Origin of the sequence: Devosia rhodophyticola (assembly GCF_028816475.1) — a bacterium.
Lineage (GTDB): Bacteria > Pseudomonadota > Alphaproteobacteria > Rhizobiales > Devosiaceae > Devosia > Devosia rhodophyticola.
Window position 1 is genome coordinate 1,274,828 of sequence record NZ_CP118247.1, and the last position, 13,139, is coordinate 1,287,966.

General features: G+C 57.2%; 12 protein-coding genes. 8 read left to right on the top strand and 4 right to left on the bottom strand.

Features of this window, described 5'->3' with window-relative positions:
• Window positions 1–86 precede the first annotated feature (86 nt).
• The 3 genes from PSQ90_RS06150 (at window position 87) to PSQ90_RS06160 (ending at window position 2,719) form a co-directional block, all read left to right on the top strand.
• On the top strand, window positions 87–1,340 hold the full coding sequence (locus PSQ90_RS06150) for a glycerate kinase type-2 family protein (protein WP_282212530.1): 1,254 nt from the start codon (window positions 87–89) through the stop codon (window positions 1,338–1,340).
• Between the two features lie 9 nt (window positions 1,341–1,349).
• Window positions 1,350–1,709, top strand: a complete 360-nt coding sequence (locus PSQ90_RS06155; RefSeq protein ID WP_282212531.1) for a VOC family protein — start codon at window positions 1,350–1,352, stop codon at window positions 1,707–1,709.
• A 71-nt stretch (window positions 1,710–1,780) separates the two neighbouring features.
• Entirely contained in the window at window positions 1,781–2,719 is a 939-nt protein-coding gene (locus PSQ90_RS06160) for a Gfo/Idh/MocA family protein (protein WP_282212532.1), read from the top strand.
• Window positions 2,720–2,761: 42 nt separating this feature from the next.
• On the opposite strand, the gene PSQ90_RS06165 is transcribed toward PSQ90_RS06160, so the two are convergent.
• Both PSQ90_RS06165 and PSQ90_RS06170 read right to left on the bottom strand, forming a co-directional pair.
• Complete coding sequence (locus PSQ90_RS06165; protein WP_282212533.1) at window positions 2,762–3,688, bottom strand: aldo/keto reductase; 927 nt, start codon at window positions 3,686–3,688, stop codon at window positions 2,762–2,764.
• 41 nt (window positions 3,689–3,729) lie between these two features.
• Window positions 3,730–4,125, bottom strand: a complete 396-nt coding sequence (locus PSQ90_RS06170) for a VOC family protein (RefSeq protein WP_282212534.1) — start codon at window positions 4,123–4,125, stop codon at window positions 3,730–3,732.
• A gap of 173 nt (window positions 4,126–4,298) precedes the next feature.
• Here PSQ90_RS06170 and PSQ90_RS06175 point away from each other — a divergent pair, with 173 nt between their 5' ends.
• The 5 genes from PSQ90_RS06175 (at window position 4,299) to PSQ90_RS06195 (ending at window position 9,552) form a co-directional block, all read left to right on the top strand.
• On the top strand, window positions 4,299–5,894 hold the full coding sequence (locus PSQ90_RS06175; RefSeq protein ID WP_282212535.1) for an ABC transporter substrate-binding protein: 1,596 nt from the start codon (window positions 4,299–4,301) through the stop codon (window positions 5,892–5,894).
• Window positions 5,895–5,958: 64 nt separating this feature from the next.
• On the top strand, window positions 5,959–6,966 hold the full coding sequence (locus PSQ90_RS06180) for an ABC transporter permease subunit (RefSeq protein ID WP_282212536.1): 1,008 nt from the start codon (window positions 5,959–5,961) through the stop codon (window positions 6,964–6,966).
• Window positions 6,967–7,887 (top strand): ABC transporter permease subunit, encoded by a 921-nt coding sequence (locus PSQ90_RS06185; RefSeq protein WP_282212537.1) that lies wholly within the window; start codon window positions 6,967–6,969, stop codon window positions 7,885–7,887.
• Between the two features lie 4 nt (window positions 7,888–7,891).
• A complete protein-coding gene (locus PSQ90_RS06190; RefSeq protein ID WP_282212538.1) occupies window positions 7,892–8,728 on the top strand; it encodes an ABC transporter ATP-binding protein in 837 nt (278 codons plus the stop codon).
• Entirely contained in the window at window positions 8,725–9,552 is an 828-nt protein-coding gene (locus PSQ90_RS06195) for an ABC transporter ATP-binding protein (RefSeq protein ID WP_282212539.1), read from the top strand. The genes PSQ90_RS06190 and PSQ90_RS06195 overlap by 4 nt, the downstream gene beginning before the upstream one ends.
• Here the strand turns inward: PSQ90_RS06195 and PSQ90_RS06200 are convergent.
• Window positions 9,549–12,209, bottom strand: a complete 2,661-nt coding sequence (locus tag PSQ90_RS06200) for a bifunctional diguanylate cyclase/phosphodiesterase (protein ID WP_282212540.1) — start codon at window positions 12,207–12,209, stop codon at window positions 9,549–9,551. The two genes, PSQ90_RS06195 and PSQ90_RS06200, sit on opposite strands and share 4 nt — an antisense overlap.
• A gap of 115 nt (window positions 12,210–12,324) precedes the next feature.
• Window positions 12,325–13,095: a DeoR/GlpR family DNA-binding transcription regulator gene (locus tag PSQ90_RS06205; protein ID WP_282212541.1), complete on the bottom strand. Its 771-nt coding sequence runs from the start codon at window positions 13,093–13,095 to the stop codon at window positions 12,325–12,327.
• Between the last annotated feature and the right edge of the window lie 44 nt (window positions 13,096–13,139).

A 13,139-nucleotide genomic window follows, 5' to 3' on the forward strand; every position in this document is an offset into this window, starting at 1 on the left:
ACGCTCATGTCAGATTTTTGACGACTGGACAGCCACGAACGGCATAGCCAAAGTGGCACTAAAACACGAGAGCGCTAAGAAAATTTATGGATCGCCCCCTACTCCAAGAGCTGTTTAGTCACGCCGTTGCCATGGCCCAACCAAGCCTTGGGGTCAAAACAAATCTGCCGCCACAGCCCAGAGGCCGGACAGTCGTTATTGGTGCCGGCAAGGCTTCAGCCCAGATGGCACGGGCGTTTGAAATGGCCTGGGATGGTCCGATCACCGGACTGGTTGTGACCCGTTATGGGTATGCCGAGGCCTGCGAGCGCATTGAAATTGTCGAGGCGGCCCACCCTGTGCCCGACGAAGCAGGATTTCTGGCGGCGCGGCGAATCATGGAACAGGTTTCGGGGCTCGGGCCGGATGATCTGGTGGTGGCGCTGATTTCAGGCGGCGGATCATCGCTGCTGCCAGCACCCGCCCCGGGACTGACACTGGCCGACGAGCAGGCGATCAACCAGTCGCTGTTGGCTTCGGGCGCTCCCATTTCAGTCATGAATCTGGTTCGCAACCAGTTTTCCACCATCAAGGGGGGACGGCTGGCCCAGCAGGCGGCACCCGCACGCGTTGCAACGCTCGTGGTTTCGGATGTGCCGGGGGATGATCCGGCAGTCGTGGCATCGGGCCCAACCATTGCCCAAAGTGGAGATCGGGCACTGGCGCGCAAGTATGTTGAGCTTTACGGGCTTGACCTGCCTGTGCCAGCAGCGCGCATCCTGGCTGGCGAGGACAATCTGGCGCCAACGGCGGGCGATCCGCTGTTTGACAATCACAGCGTGCGCACCATCGCCTCGGCAGCGCTTTCCCTGTCGCAGGCGGCCAATCTGGCGCGACAAAGGGGAATTGAAGCGGCGATCCTGTCGGATTCTATTGAAGGGGAAGCGCGCGACGTCGCACAGGTTCATGCGGCCATGGCGCGCGAGGTCAGCCTGCGCAATCAGCCTTTTGCCAAGCCAGTTGTCTTGTTGTCGGGCGGTGAAACCACGGTAACGCTGCGCGGCAAGGGCCGCGGCGGGCGCAATGGCGAATTCCTGTTGTCGCTGGCCATCGGGCTTGACGGCACCAGCGGGATTACCGCGTTGGCTGCCGATACGGACGGGATCGACGGGTCCGAGGACAATGCAGGGGCGTTCGTTGATGGCCAGAGCGCCAACCGGATGCGGGCGGCCGGCATTGATCCGCTGGCGGCGTTGGCCAATAATGATGCCTACTCAGCATTTGCCGCGATCGGCGACCTTCTGATCACCGGGCCGACCGGTACCAATGTCAATGATTTCCGCGCGATCATCATTCGATAGGAGGCAAGCATGGCCAAGGCGGTTGGAATTGGCGGGGTGTTTTTTCGCGTCGCCGACAAGGATGGGCTCGCAGGCTGGTATGAAAAACATCTTGGTGTTACCGGCCTCTGGCAACAGCAGGCGGGCTATACGGTTTTCTCGCCCTTTGCGGCAGACAGCGATTATTTTCCGGCGTCCAAGCAATGGATGATAAATTTCCGCGTTGATGATCTGGATGGCCTGATTGGCCAACTTGAAAGTGCGGGCATTGCTGTTGAAACCCGCCCCGACGAATGGGACGCCCCCGAGACCGGTCGATTTGCCCGCATTCACGACCCCGAGGGCAATCCGATTGAGCTTTGGCAGCCGCCTGTCGGACCGGTGGTCTGATTTAGCGCAGAGCGGCTTCACTTTTCAGCGCCAATCTGTTCTAAAACCGGCAAATTTTTAGGGTGTTGGAAATGGCCAAGAAGAAGATTGCCGTCATCGGCGTGGGCAAAATCGCTCAGGATCAGCATTTGCCGGTGATTGATCGCGGGGACGATTTTGAACTGGCCGCCACGGTTTCGGGCCGCGGCGTGGCGCACGGCAATGCACCAGTATTCAAAACCCCGGCCGAGCTTTATGCCGCCATGCCCGAGGTCAAGCTGGTCTCGGTCTGCACCCCACCCGGCGTGCGCCACGCTTTGGTGCGTGAGGCACTGGATGCGGGCATGGATGTCATGATGGAGAAGCCACCCACCACCACGATCTCCGAACTCGATGACCTGGTTGCCTACGCCAAGGCCAAGGACCGAGTGCTGTTTCAGACCTGGCATTCCCAATATAATGCGGCGGTCGACAAGGCACGCGACATATTGGCGTCCGACGGGGTCAAATCGGTGCGGATCGACTGGCGCGAAAGTGTGCGCAAATGGCATCCCGGTCAGGACTGGATTTGGGAGCCCGGCGGATTTGGTGTGTGCGATCCGGGGATCAATGCGCTCTCGATCTTTACCAAAATCATGCCGTTCCCGGTATTTGTGAAAAGCGCCGAGTTGAATTTTCCGGCCAACCGGCAAACCCCGATCGACGCGGAGATCGTTTTCAAATCGGGGCAGGTTCACCAGCCGATAATGAGCGCCGGGTTCAACTGGCTCGAGGAAAACGGCGAAGTGTGGACGATCAGCATCGAGACCGTTCGCGGTGATCAGCTCAAACTGGAATCGGGCGGACGCATCCTCAAGGTCAATGACAAGATCGTGGTCGAAGCCCCATCGGAAGAATATGAGCGGATCTATGATCGGTTTGCTGCATTGCTCGAAAACCATGAAAGCGACGTGCAGGATGCACCGTTGCGGCTAACCGCCGATGCGTTCCTTATGGGCGCGCGCAACAATATCGAGCCGTTCGAATGGTAGGCTGAATTTTGAGGGGCGCTCATATCAGAGCGCCCACCAGCTTTACTTACCCGCGTCGGTCAGGCGTTTCAGTTCGGCTTCATCAAGTTCGAGCCGCACGCCTTTGGCGAGGCTCTTAACCTGATCGACTGAGGTTGCCGAGGCGATGGGGGCGGTGACGCCGGGCTGGGCGACAAGCCAGGCCAGTGATACTTCGGCTGGCGTTGCTTCATGATCTTTGGCCACATCGTCGAGCGCCTTGAGAAGGGCAAAGCCTTTGGGATTGAGATATTTTTCCATGCGGGCACCGCGCTGACTTTTGTCAAAATCATCCTCCGAGCGGTATTTTCCCGTCAGAAAACCCGCCGCCAGACTGAAATAGGTAAGCACCCCGATTTCCTCGTCAATGGCGAGTTGCTGTAGGGGTCCTTCGAATTTTTCGCGGTCGTAAAGATTATATTCGGGCTGCTCGGTTTCATAGCGCGGCAGGGATTTGATGACCGAAATATCATGGGCCTTCTTGATCATTTCGGCAGTAAAATTGGATGAACCGATCACCCGGACCTTGCCCGAGCGGATCAGGACGTCGAACGCTTCAAGCGTTTCTTCGTGGGGCGTGCCAGGATCGGGTTTATGGCTCTGATAGAGGTCAACATAGTCTGTTTGTAGCCGCTTGAGCGAGGCTTCAACGGCCTGTTTGACGTAGTCAGCCTTGAGACCGGACTTGCCCGGCGCCATTTCTGCACCGAGCTTGGTGAAAATATGCAGGCTTTCGCGATTGCCGCGCGCCTTGAGCCATTCCCCGATCATGGTTTCGGACTTGCCCTTGCCGTAAACATCGGCAGTATCGATGGCGGTGAAACCCTCATCGACATAGGCATCGAGCACTTTAAATCCCATGTTTTGGTCGACGGTCCAGCCAAAGACATTGCCGCCCAAAACCAGCGGTTCGATAACAAGTTCTGATCGGCCGAGGGGGCGACGTGACATAAAATTTCTCCTTGGGAAATGACGCTTGCCAGAGGGAAACGTCAGTCTTGGTGCTTAGGTTCAATCAGATCCCATTTGTTGGCGTAAAGATCTTCAAATACGGCAACCGTGCCATAGGGTTCGTGCCGCGGCGCTTCGAGAAATCGTACACCCTGCGACAGCATTTGCGCATGATCGGTGGCAAAATCGGTGGTCTCAAGAAAGAATGCGACCCGACCACCGGTTTGATTGCCGATAGCGGCGCGTTGCTCGGCAGTTTCGGCACGGGCCAACAGCAAGCGGGCACCTGAACCTATTGGCCCAACCTGCACCCAGCGTCTGTCCTGCCCCTGATCCACATCGGCAATCAGGGAGAATCCGAGCTTTTCACAATAAAAATCAATGGCCTCATCATAGTTTGCAACGATAAGGGCAAGGGTGGCAATGGACTGGGTCATGGCACATTTCGAGCACCATGGGTCCGCCCCGTCAAGCGCATCCATGGGGTCGCGGCGGTTAACAGATTGACCAATTGGTCAAAAGCCCATTGCGCTGCCAACAAAAAAGCGCTTTGCTGGGGGCCAAGCCACGGAGCAATACCGTGGCGCACATTCGTTTGGGAGACACAATCATGACATTTATGAAGAGCCTGCTGGCGGCGACCGCTGTGCTGGCGTTGAGCGTGGGCGCTGCGCAAGCCAAGCAATTAGTATATTGTTCGGAAGCTTCCCCTGCCCATTTTGATCCCGGCCCAACCACCGGCGGCAACGATTTCGATGCCTCCTCGCGCACGATGTACAACCGTCTGGTTGAATTCAAGCACGGAGGCACGTCGATCGAGCCTGCTCTGGCAGAGAGTTGGGAAGTGTCCGATGACGGACTGGAATATACTTTCCACCTGCGGCCCGGCGTCAAATTTCATACCACTTCCTATTTCACGCCGACGCGCGATTTCAATGCTGACGATGTGATCTTCTCGTTCGAGCGGCAGTGGAAGGAAGACAACGCCTATTACAATTATCTCGATGGCATCAGCTGGGACTATTTCCAGGGCATGGACATGCCCAAATATCTCAAATCCATCGAAAAGGTCGACGATCTGACGGTCAAGTTCACGCTTACCGAGCCCAATGCACCAATGCTGGCCAATCTGGGTATGGATTTTGCCTCAATCATGTCCAAGGAGTATGCCGACCAGCTTGAAGCTGCAGGCACCGAGGAATTGCTGGCCAGCCAGCCGATCGGCACGGGTCCATTCGAGTTTGTCGACTACCAGACCGACGCGGTTATCCGCTACAAGGCCTTTCCCGACTATTGGGGCGGCAAGGTTGCCATTGATGATCTGATCTTTGCCATCACTACCGACCCGGCAGTTCGCGTGCAAAAGCTCAAGGCTGGCGAATGCGATATCATGCCCTATCCAAATCCGGCCGATATTGCTGATCTGCAATCCGATCCCAATCTGAACGTGATGTCGCAGGAAGGCCTGAATATCGGCTACATGTCCTACAACACCACGGTCGCACCGATGGATAATGTTGACGTGCGCAAGGCGCTCAACATGGCCATCAACAAGGATGCGATCATTGATGCGGTCTATCAGGGTGCTGGGCAGCCAGCGGTTAATCTGATCCCACCGACGATGTGGTCGTACAATACCGACGTCAAAGACGATGCCTATGATCCAGATGCCGCCAAGGCGCTGCTGGAAAAAGCTGGCGTCAAGGATCTGACGCTTGACCTGTGGGCCATGCCCGTCAGCCGTCCCTACAATCCAAATGCGCAGCGTGTTGCAGAACTCATCCAGTCCGATTGGGCTGCGGTTGGGGTCAAAGCCAATATCGTTTCGTATGAATGGACCGAATATCGCGAACGCGGCAAGCAGAAGGATCGCCCCGGCGCCTTCCAGATCGGCTGGACTGGTGATAATGGTGATCCGGACAATTTCTTTGCCACCCTGTTCTCCTGTTCGGCCATCGGGGTTTCCAACTATTCAAGCTGGTGTGACCCAGACTTTGAAAAGCTGATCCAGGACGCCAAGACCACTTCGGATATTGCCGAACGCACCAAGCTCTATGAGCAGGCACAGGTTGTGTTCAAGGAACAGGCACCTGCCCTGACCCTTGCCCATTCCAAGGTGTTCATGCCGATGAGCAAGCGCGTAACCGGCTTTACGATGGACCCATTGGGCATCCATCGCTTCGACAATGTCGACGTGACCGAGTAAGACTGATCCTTAACTGACGCTGAGCGGCGCCGTTTCGGCGCCGCTCTCATTTATCAGGTCACCAATGCTCCGCTACATTTTGCACAAGCTGGCACTGATCGTGCCGACCGTTATTGGCATCACGATTGCCTCGTTCGCCTTTATCCGACTGTTGCCGGGCGATCCGATCCTGGCCATGGCCGGTCAACATGGCGTGTCGCCGGAACGCTATGAAATTTTGAGGGAGCAGTTCGGCTTCAATCAGCCCATCTGGACCCAGTATTTTCAGTATGTCTGGGGCGTGCTGCACGGCGATTTTGGCATATCGCTATCAACCAAGCGGCCCGTGATCGTTGATTTTCTGTCATTATTTCCCGCAACGATCGAGTTGTCGCTGTTTGCGATGATGCTGGCGGTGCTGCTTGGCATCCCGGCGGGAATTTTTGCCGCAGTCAAGCGCGGCTCCTGGTTTGATCAGATGACCATGGGGGTAGCGCTGACAGGCTATTCGATGCCGATCTTCTGGTGGGGACTGCTGCTCATCATCTTCTTTTCCGGCTATCTGGGCTGGACCCCGGTCTCGGGGCGGATAGCGCTGAGCTACTTTTTTCGCCCGATAACCGGGTTCATGCTGGTCGATACGCTGCTTTATGGCAATTGGCCGGCTTTTGTTTCGGCGGTGCGCCATCTGATCCTGCCAGCCGTGGTACTTGGCACCATTCCGCTGGCTGTTATTGCGCGCCAGACGCGTTCGGCGATGCTCGAAGTATTGGGCGAGGATTATGTGCGTACGGCGCGCGCCAAGGGCCTGTCGCCTGGTCGAGTGGTCAATGTGCATGCGCTTCGCAATGCGATGATCCCGGTGGTCACCACCATCGGTCTGCAGGTCGGCCTGCTGATGGCCGGTGCCATTTTGACCGAGACAATTTTTTCGTGGCCGGGCATTGGCAAATGGATGATCGAGTCGATTTCCAAACGCGACTATGTGGTAGTGCAAAGCGGTTTGCTGCTGATTGCGCTGGTAGTCATGGCGGTCAATTTGCTGGTCGATATATTATATGCGGTGATCAATCCGCGCATAAGGGTGCGCTAAATGAGCCAGACAACAACCGGCGCGGGCCCCTCGACCCCTGACGTAAAAAAGCTGGGACGGGCCGCCGCATTTGCCGAATTCTGGCATTATTTTTCGATCAATCGCGGCGCCGTCATTGGGTTGGTGGTTTTCATCCTCTTGGTGCTGGTGGCAATTTTTGCCCCACTGCTGGCGCCTTATTCGCCCGACGAGCAGTTCCGCGACGCGTTGCTGGTGCCTCCAGCCTGGGAAGATGGCGGGTCGATGAGCTTCTTGCTGGGCACCGATCCAGTGGGCCGCGACATGCTTTCACGCCTGATCCATGGGTCGCGCTATTCGCTGTTTATCGGGCTTGTTGTGGTGACCGTGGCGCTCAGCGTCGGGGTGACCCTGGGGGTTTTGGCTGGCTATTTCGGTGGCTGGGTCGATGCCGTGATCATGCGCCTGATGGACATCATCCTCGCCTTCCCATCGCTACTGTTGGCACTGGTTCTGGTGGCGATATTAGGGCCGGGGCTGTTCAATGCCATGCTGGCGATTGCGCTGGTGTTGCAACCGCACTTTGCCCGACTGGCCCGCGCGGCGGTGATGGCGGAAAAAAGCCGCGAATATGTCACCTCCGCAAAAGTTGCCGGGGCCGGGCATATCCGGCTGATGCTGATTACCATTTTGCCCAATTGCGTGGCACCGCTGATCGTTCAGGCAACGCTTTCATTTTCCAATGCGATTCTGGAAGCGGCCGCGCTGGGATTTTTGGGTATGGGGGCACAGCCGCCAACGCCTGAATGGGGCACGATGCTGGCCACAGCGCGCGAGTTCATCCTGCGCGCGCCATGGGTTGTCACCTTTCCGGGGCTAGCCATTCTGATCACCGTTTTGGCGATCAATCTGGTGGGCGACGGGTTGCGAGATGCACTCGATCCGAAACTGAAGCGGAGTTGAGGCCATGGCAATGTTGGAAATCAAGAATCTGACCGTGGCGTTCGATACGGCGGCGGGCCTGTTCAAGGCGGTTGACGGGATTGATGTGTCGGTCGACGGGCGCGAAGTGCTGGCGATTGTTGGCGAGAGCGGATCGGGAAAATCGGTGGCGATGCTGGCAGTTATGGGGCTGTTACCGGCTACGGCAACCGTCACCGCTGATGTAATGAACTTTGAGGGCAAAGACCTTCTGGCGATGCCACCGAACCAAAAGCGAGCCATCATCGGCAAGGAAATCGCCATGATTTTCCAGGAGCCGATTGCCAGCCTTAATCCCTGCTTCACCATCGGCTTCCAGATCGAGGAGGTGCTGAACCAGCACATGGGTCTACGCGGCGCCGCGGCACGAAACCGGGCGGTTGAGCTTTTGCAAATGGTCGGGATCAGCGATGGTGCCGAGCGCTTGGGGGCGTTTCCGCACCAGATGTCGGGTGGACAATGCCAACGCGTGATGATCGCCATGGCTATCGCCTGTGATCCAAAACTCTTGATCGCGGACGAGCCGACCACGGCGCTCGACGTGACTATCCAGAAGCAGATTCTGGATCTGCTGGTCAGCCTTCAGGATCGCTATGGCATGGCGCTGATCATGATCACCCATGACATGGGTGTGGTCGCCGAAACGGCTGATCGGGTGATCGTCCAATACAAAGGCAATAAGATGGAAGAGGCGGACGTGCTGTCGCTTTTTGAAAATCCGCAATCCAATTATACCAAGGCGCTGCTGTCAGCGCTGCCCGAAAATGCTGTGGGCGACAGGCTGCCCACGGTTGCCGATTTTGATGGAGGCACGGTGCAATGAGTGTTCCGGTTCTCGAAGTCAAAAGCCTTCGGCGCGATTATGTCTCGAGCGGCGGGTTGTTCCGCCCGGCAAAAGTGGTCCACGCGGTCAAGGATGTCAGCTTTACGCTGGAAAAGGGCAAAACCCTTGCCGTCGTCGGCGAAAGCGGTTGTGGCAAATCCACACTGGCGCGGATGATCACGCTGATTGATCAGCAGACATCGGGCGAGATCATTGTTGATGGGGCGACCGTAAATGCCAAGGGCGGGGTCGGCCCCGAATTGCGCCGCAAGGTGCAGATCGTTTTTCAAAACCCCTATGGGTCACTCAATCCGCGCCAGAAAATCGGCTCGGTGCTGGCCGAACCCTTGTTGCTGAACACCTCGATGAGCCCGGCGGAGCGGCGCGACAAGGCGATGACCATGCTGCTCAAGGTGGGCCTGCAGGAAGAACACTTTAATCGCTATCCGCATATGTTTTCAGGCGGTCAGCGCCAGCGCATCGCCATTGCGCGTGCCCTGATGCTCAATCCATCGTTTCTGGTGCTTGATGAGCCGGTGTCGGCGCTCGACCTTTCGGTGCAGGCGCAAATTCTCAATCTGCTCAAGGATTTGCAGGACGAGTTCGGGCTGACCTTTGTGTTCATCAGTCATGATCTGTCAGTGGTCCGCTACATCGCTGACGAAGTGATGGTGATGTACTTTGGCGAAGTGGTGGAACACGGCACGCGCGATGCGGTGTTTAACGATCCGCAGCACGACTATACCCGCACCCTTTTTGCGGCCACACCGCGCACCGATGTAGCCAGCATCAAATCACGGCTGGCAAAGAAGACGGCGGCCTAAATCGCCTGACGCCAGTTCTGGGCGGTCAGGAAATCAACCAGGTCACCCGAGCTCATAGGGCGGGCGAAAACATAACCCTGCAGGATATCGCATCCCAGATCGCGCAGCACACACGCATGCGCCATGGTTTCAACGCCCTCGGCGACCACTTCGATACCTAGTGATTTGCCAATGTCGACGATGGACTGCACGAGGCGCCGCTGGGCCGGATCCTCGACCACGGGGGCGACCAGTTGCCGGTCAATCTTGAGCCGTTTGGGGCGCAATTTCTGGAGCGAGACGATTGAGGCATAGCCGGTGCCGAAATCATCAATTTCGATATCAATGCCCAACTCCTTGAGCTGATCAATATTCCAGCCGACGACGTCGTCCTTTTCGTCGAGATAGATGGATTCGACCAGTTCAAACGAGATCCTGCCCGGTTCGATATCGAGGTCGCGCAGGCCCGCGATCAGGTCATCATCATTCAGGCGCCGCAGGGAAACATTGACCGAGGCGCGCGGCACCATGATGCCGTCTTGATCCCATTGGGCCAGATCAGCCAGGGTTTGCTCCAATACCAACCGATCAAGCGTGGCGACGACATTGAGTTCCTCGGCGATCTTGAGGAAGCGATCCGGGGTAAGAACACCCTGGGTCGGGTGATCCCAGCGCGCCAATGCCTCGACCCCGATGAGGTCGAGCGATGTGGCACAAAACTGGGGCTGGTAAAAGGTAATGAACTGATTTTGTTCGATCCCACTCAATATCTGGTCGGCGACGCGCTTGGTGTGAACCACTTCGGCCTCAAGGGCCTTGGTAAAGAACTCATAGCGATTGCGGCCGCGCGCCTTGGCACGATAGAGCGCAATGTCGGCATCGATCAGCAGGCGTTTGACATCAAGTTCACTGTCGCATTCCACCGCGATGCCAATACTGACGCCAAAGCGACATTCATGGCCGTGATAATAAACCGGCTGACGCATCTGGCAGACAATCGCCTCTGCCATTTCGGCCAACCGGGCTTGTCCCTCGGCAACGCTCGAAACGACGACAAATTCGTCGCCACCGATCCGGGCGACAAAATCACCGGGCCTCGCATGACGCCGCAGGACGGCCGCGGCGTGGACCAGCATGGCGTCACCAGCGGCGTGACCCAGGGTATCGTTGATCTGCTTGAACCGATCCAGATCGATGTGCAGAAGCCCAATGCTGCCAGTATCGTCATAACCGTTGGTCGCGTTTGCCTGCAGCAATTCATCGAGATAACGCCGATTGGGGAGCCCCGTAAGACTATCGTGCAGGGCTGTGTGTTCGATACGGACCTTGGCAATCTCAAGTTCGCGGTTGCGCGCTTCGGTCAGGCTGTTGGCGCGCTTGAGCTCCTCATTAAGCGCGACGTCGGCGGTCACGTCCCAATTGACGCCGACGATGCGGGGATTTTCACCTTCGGAAGCATGGACCGAACCCATGGTGCGGATGTTGCGCACGATGCCACCGGGCAGCACGACGCGAAATTCCGAGTTATACTCGCCCGTCTCGCGACCGGTCTCAAAGTCGGCAAGCGCCCGGGCGCCATCATCGGGGTGAAGGCGTTCTGTCCAGCGGTTGAGGTTATTGGGCGCGATCTGGCCGGACCAGCCGTACATTTCATTCATGCGGTCGTCCCAAAGCAATTCGTTGGTGACCAGATCAACTTCCCATACCCCGATCCGCGACGTATCGAGCGCCAACCCCAGGCGCTTGGACAGGCGCGACAGATCAATCTGGCGCTGGCCCAGTTCTCGGATATGGCTTTGACGTTCATGGAGCAGCCGCGCCACGATGAAGGCCGGGATGAAAAGAAGCGCCCAGACAAGGCCAATCATCGCCCGAAATGCGGTGTTGTTATTTGGCGCGGCATCCCAACCGCCTTTGGGAATGGCCGAAATTTCCCAACTGCCCGTGGGCAAGATAACTTGTGCTGTGACCGGATCGACGTTGGCCAACGAGCGCCCATAAAAACGGGTACCCCGATGACCGGTGGCATCCTTGCCGGCGATCGAGATTTCAATGGAAAGATCAGGATCAAGCAGGCCGCTATCGGCATAAAGCTGCTCCATATCGACGACCGAGGAGACGATGCCCCAGAATTTCTTGTTCTCGCCGACAAAGACGGGGAAGCGACCGAGGAAGCCAGTACCGCCCTGGACAAGATTGACAGGTCCGGCCAATACCAGCTTTCCGGTATCGCGGGCCCGCAGTACCGCGTCGCGCTGGGCCAGATTGAAGCGATAATCAAGTCCGATTGCCTTTTCGTTTCCCTTGAGCGGAAAGGTCATGGAAACAACCAGGTTGGGCGCAATGGCAATTGACCGCAGTTGGGTCGACTGGCCAATCAGATTCTCAGCCAACGCAGCTATGCGCGTTTGATCAAATTCGGGCGTGCTGGAAATGACGCTGACCAGACCGCGCACCAACTGGATATTGCTGCTGATATTGCCTTCAAGCTTGGCGCGCACAATCGAAAGCGCGTTTAGGGCCATGGCACGCGCATGCTGGTTGGCAACATGGGTATTTTGCCGGTCGGCATAGATGCCTGCCGCAATGACAATGACCGCAAAAAGAACGGCCAAAAGCTGGAGCGAACCGCGCCAGAGGGTCTGGGCCAGACCGAATGTCTTTTTCTTCTTAGTCACCACTACCTCAGCCACTTGGCGCCAATTTGGGCAACCTAGAGGCAGAAAGTTTACAACCGGCCTACTGGGTCGGGCCGAAATTCGACGTGGTTAACAAATATTACTGCATCGTAAATCAGAGACCTGCCACAGCTTCGATCAGGTTCACGCCATGTTCGGCGCATAATGCGCGGAAGCGCGCCGACGGGCAGGAATCGGTAATGAAGGTATCGATCTGGTCGATGCGGGCTATGCGTACCGGGGCGGTACGCTCGAATTTGGTGGCGTCAGCCACCAGAATGACGTGGCGGGCATTGGCGATGATGGCCTGGGCGACCTTGACCTCGCGAAAGTCGAAATCAAGCAGGGCGCCGCCCTCGTCGAGCGCCGAGGCGCCGATCACGGCGTAATCGAGCTTGAATTGCTCGATGAAGTCAACCGCGGCCTCGCCCACGATGCCGCCGTCGGCGCCGCGCACAATGCCACCGGCGATCACCACTTCAAATTCCGGGTAGATGCGCATGCGGTTGGCGACATTGATATTGTTGGTAATCACCATCAGACCCAGATGATCCAGCAAGGCGCGACTGACGGCCTCCGTGGTGGTGCCGATATTGATGAAAAGTGCACAATTATTGGGAATTAGCGCGGCCGCGGCGCGCCCTATGGCTTCTTTTTCTGGAGCGGCCAGATCGCGGCGGGCCTCATATTCGAGATTTTCGATCCCCGAGGGCATGACAGCGCCGCCGTGGACGCGTTCAAGCAGCCGCTTGTCGCACAACTCGTTGAGATCCTTGCGAATTGTCTGAACGCTGACACCAAAATGATGTGCCAGATCATCGACCAGAACCCGCTCCTGCTGTCGGGCAATGGCAATGATTTCATCATGTCGGGCGATCAATCCCATGGTGCTGCTTTCGTTTTTCTCCAATTTAGGTCAAAACGAAACCA

What these genes read in the sequence shown, in the direction of transcription:
- PSQ90_RS06150 (WP_282212530.1), top strand. Translation starts at nt 87, where the DNA reads ATGGATCGCCCCCTACTCCAAGAGCTGTTTAGTCACGCCGTTGCCATG.
- PSQ90_RS06160 (WP_282212532.1), top strand. Translation starts at nt 1,781, where the DNA reads ATGGCCAAGAAGAAGATTGCCGTCATCGGCGTGGGCAAAATCGCTCAG.
- PSQ90_RS06185 (WP_282212537.1), top strand. Translation starts at nt 6,967, where the DNA reads ATGAGCCAGACAACAACCGGCGCGGGCCCCTCGACCCCTGACGTAAAA.
- PSQ90_RS06155 (WP_282212531.1), top strand. Translation starts at nt 1,350, where the DNA reads ATGGCCAAGGCGGTTGGAATTGGCGGGGTGTTTTTTCGCGTCGCCGAC.
- PSQ90_RS06195 (WP_282212539.1), top strand. Translation starts at nt 8,725, where the DNA reads ATGAGTGTTCCGGTTCTCGAAGTCAAAAGCCTTCGGCGCGATTATGTC.
- PSQ90_RS06180 (WP_282212536.1), top strand. Translation starts at nt 5,959, where the DNA reads ATGCTCCGCTACATTTTGCACAAGCTGGCACTGATCGTGCCGACCGTT.
- PSQ90_RS06175 (WP_282212535.1), top strand. Translation starts at nt 4,299, where the DNA reads ATGACATTTATGAAGAGCCTGCTGGCGGCGACCGCTGTGCTGGCGTTG.
- PSQ90_RS06190 (WP_282212538.1), top strand. Translation starts at nt 7,892, where the DNA reads ATGGCAATGTTGGAAATCAAGAATCTGACCGTGGCGTTCGATACGGCG.
- PSQ90_RS06170 (WP_282212534.1), bottom strand. Translation starts at nt 4,125, where the DNA reads ATGACCCAGTCCATTGCCACCCTTGCCCTTATCGTTGCAAACTATGAT.
- PSQ90_RS06205 (WP_282212541.1), bottom strand. Translation starts at nt 13,095, where the DNA reads ATGGGATTGATCGCCCGACATGATGAAATCATTGCCATTGCCCGACAG.
- PSQ90_RS06165 (WP_282212533.1), bottom strand. Translation starts at nt 3,688, where the DNA reads ATGTCACGTCGCCCCCTCGGCCGATCAGAACTTGTTATCGAACCGCTG.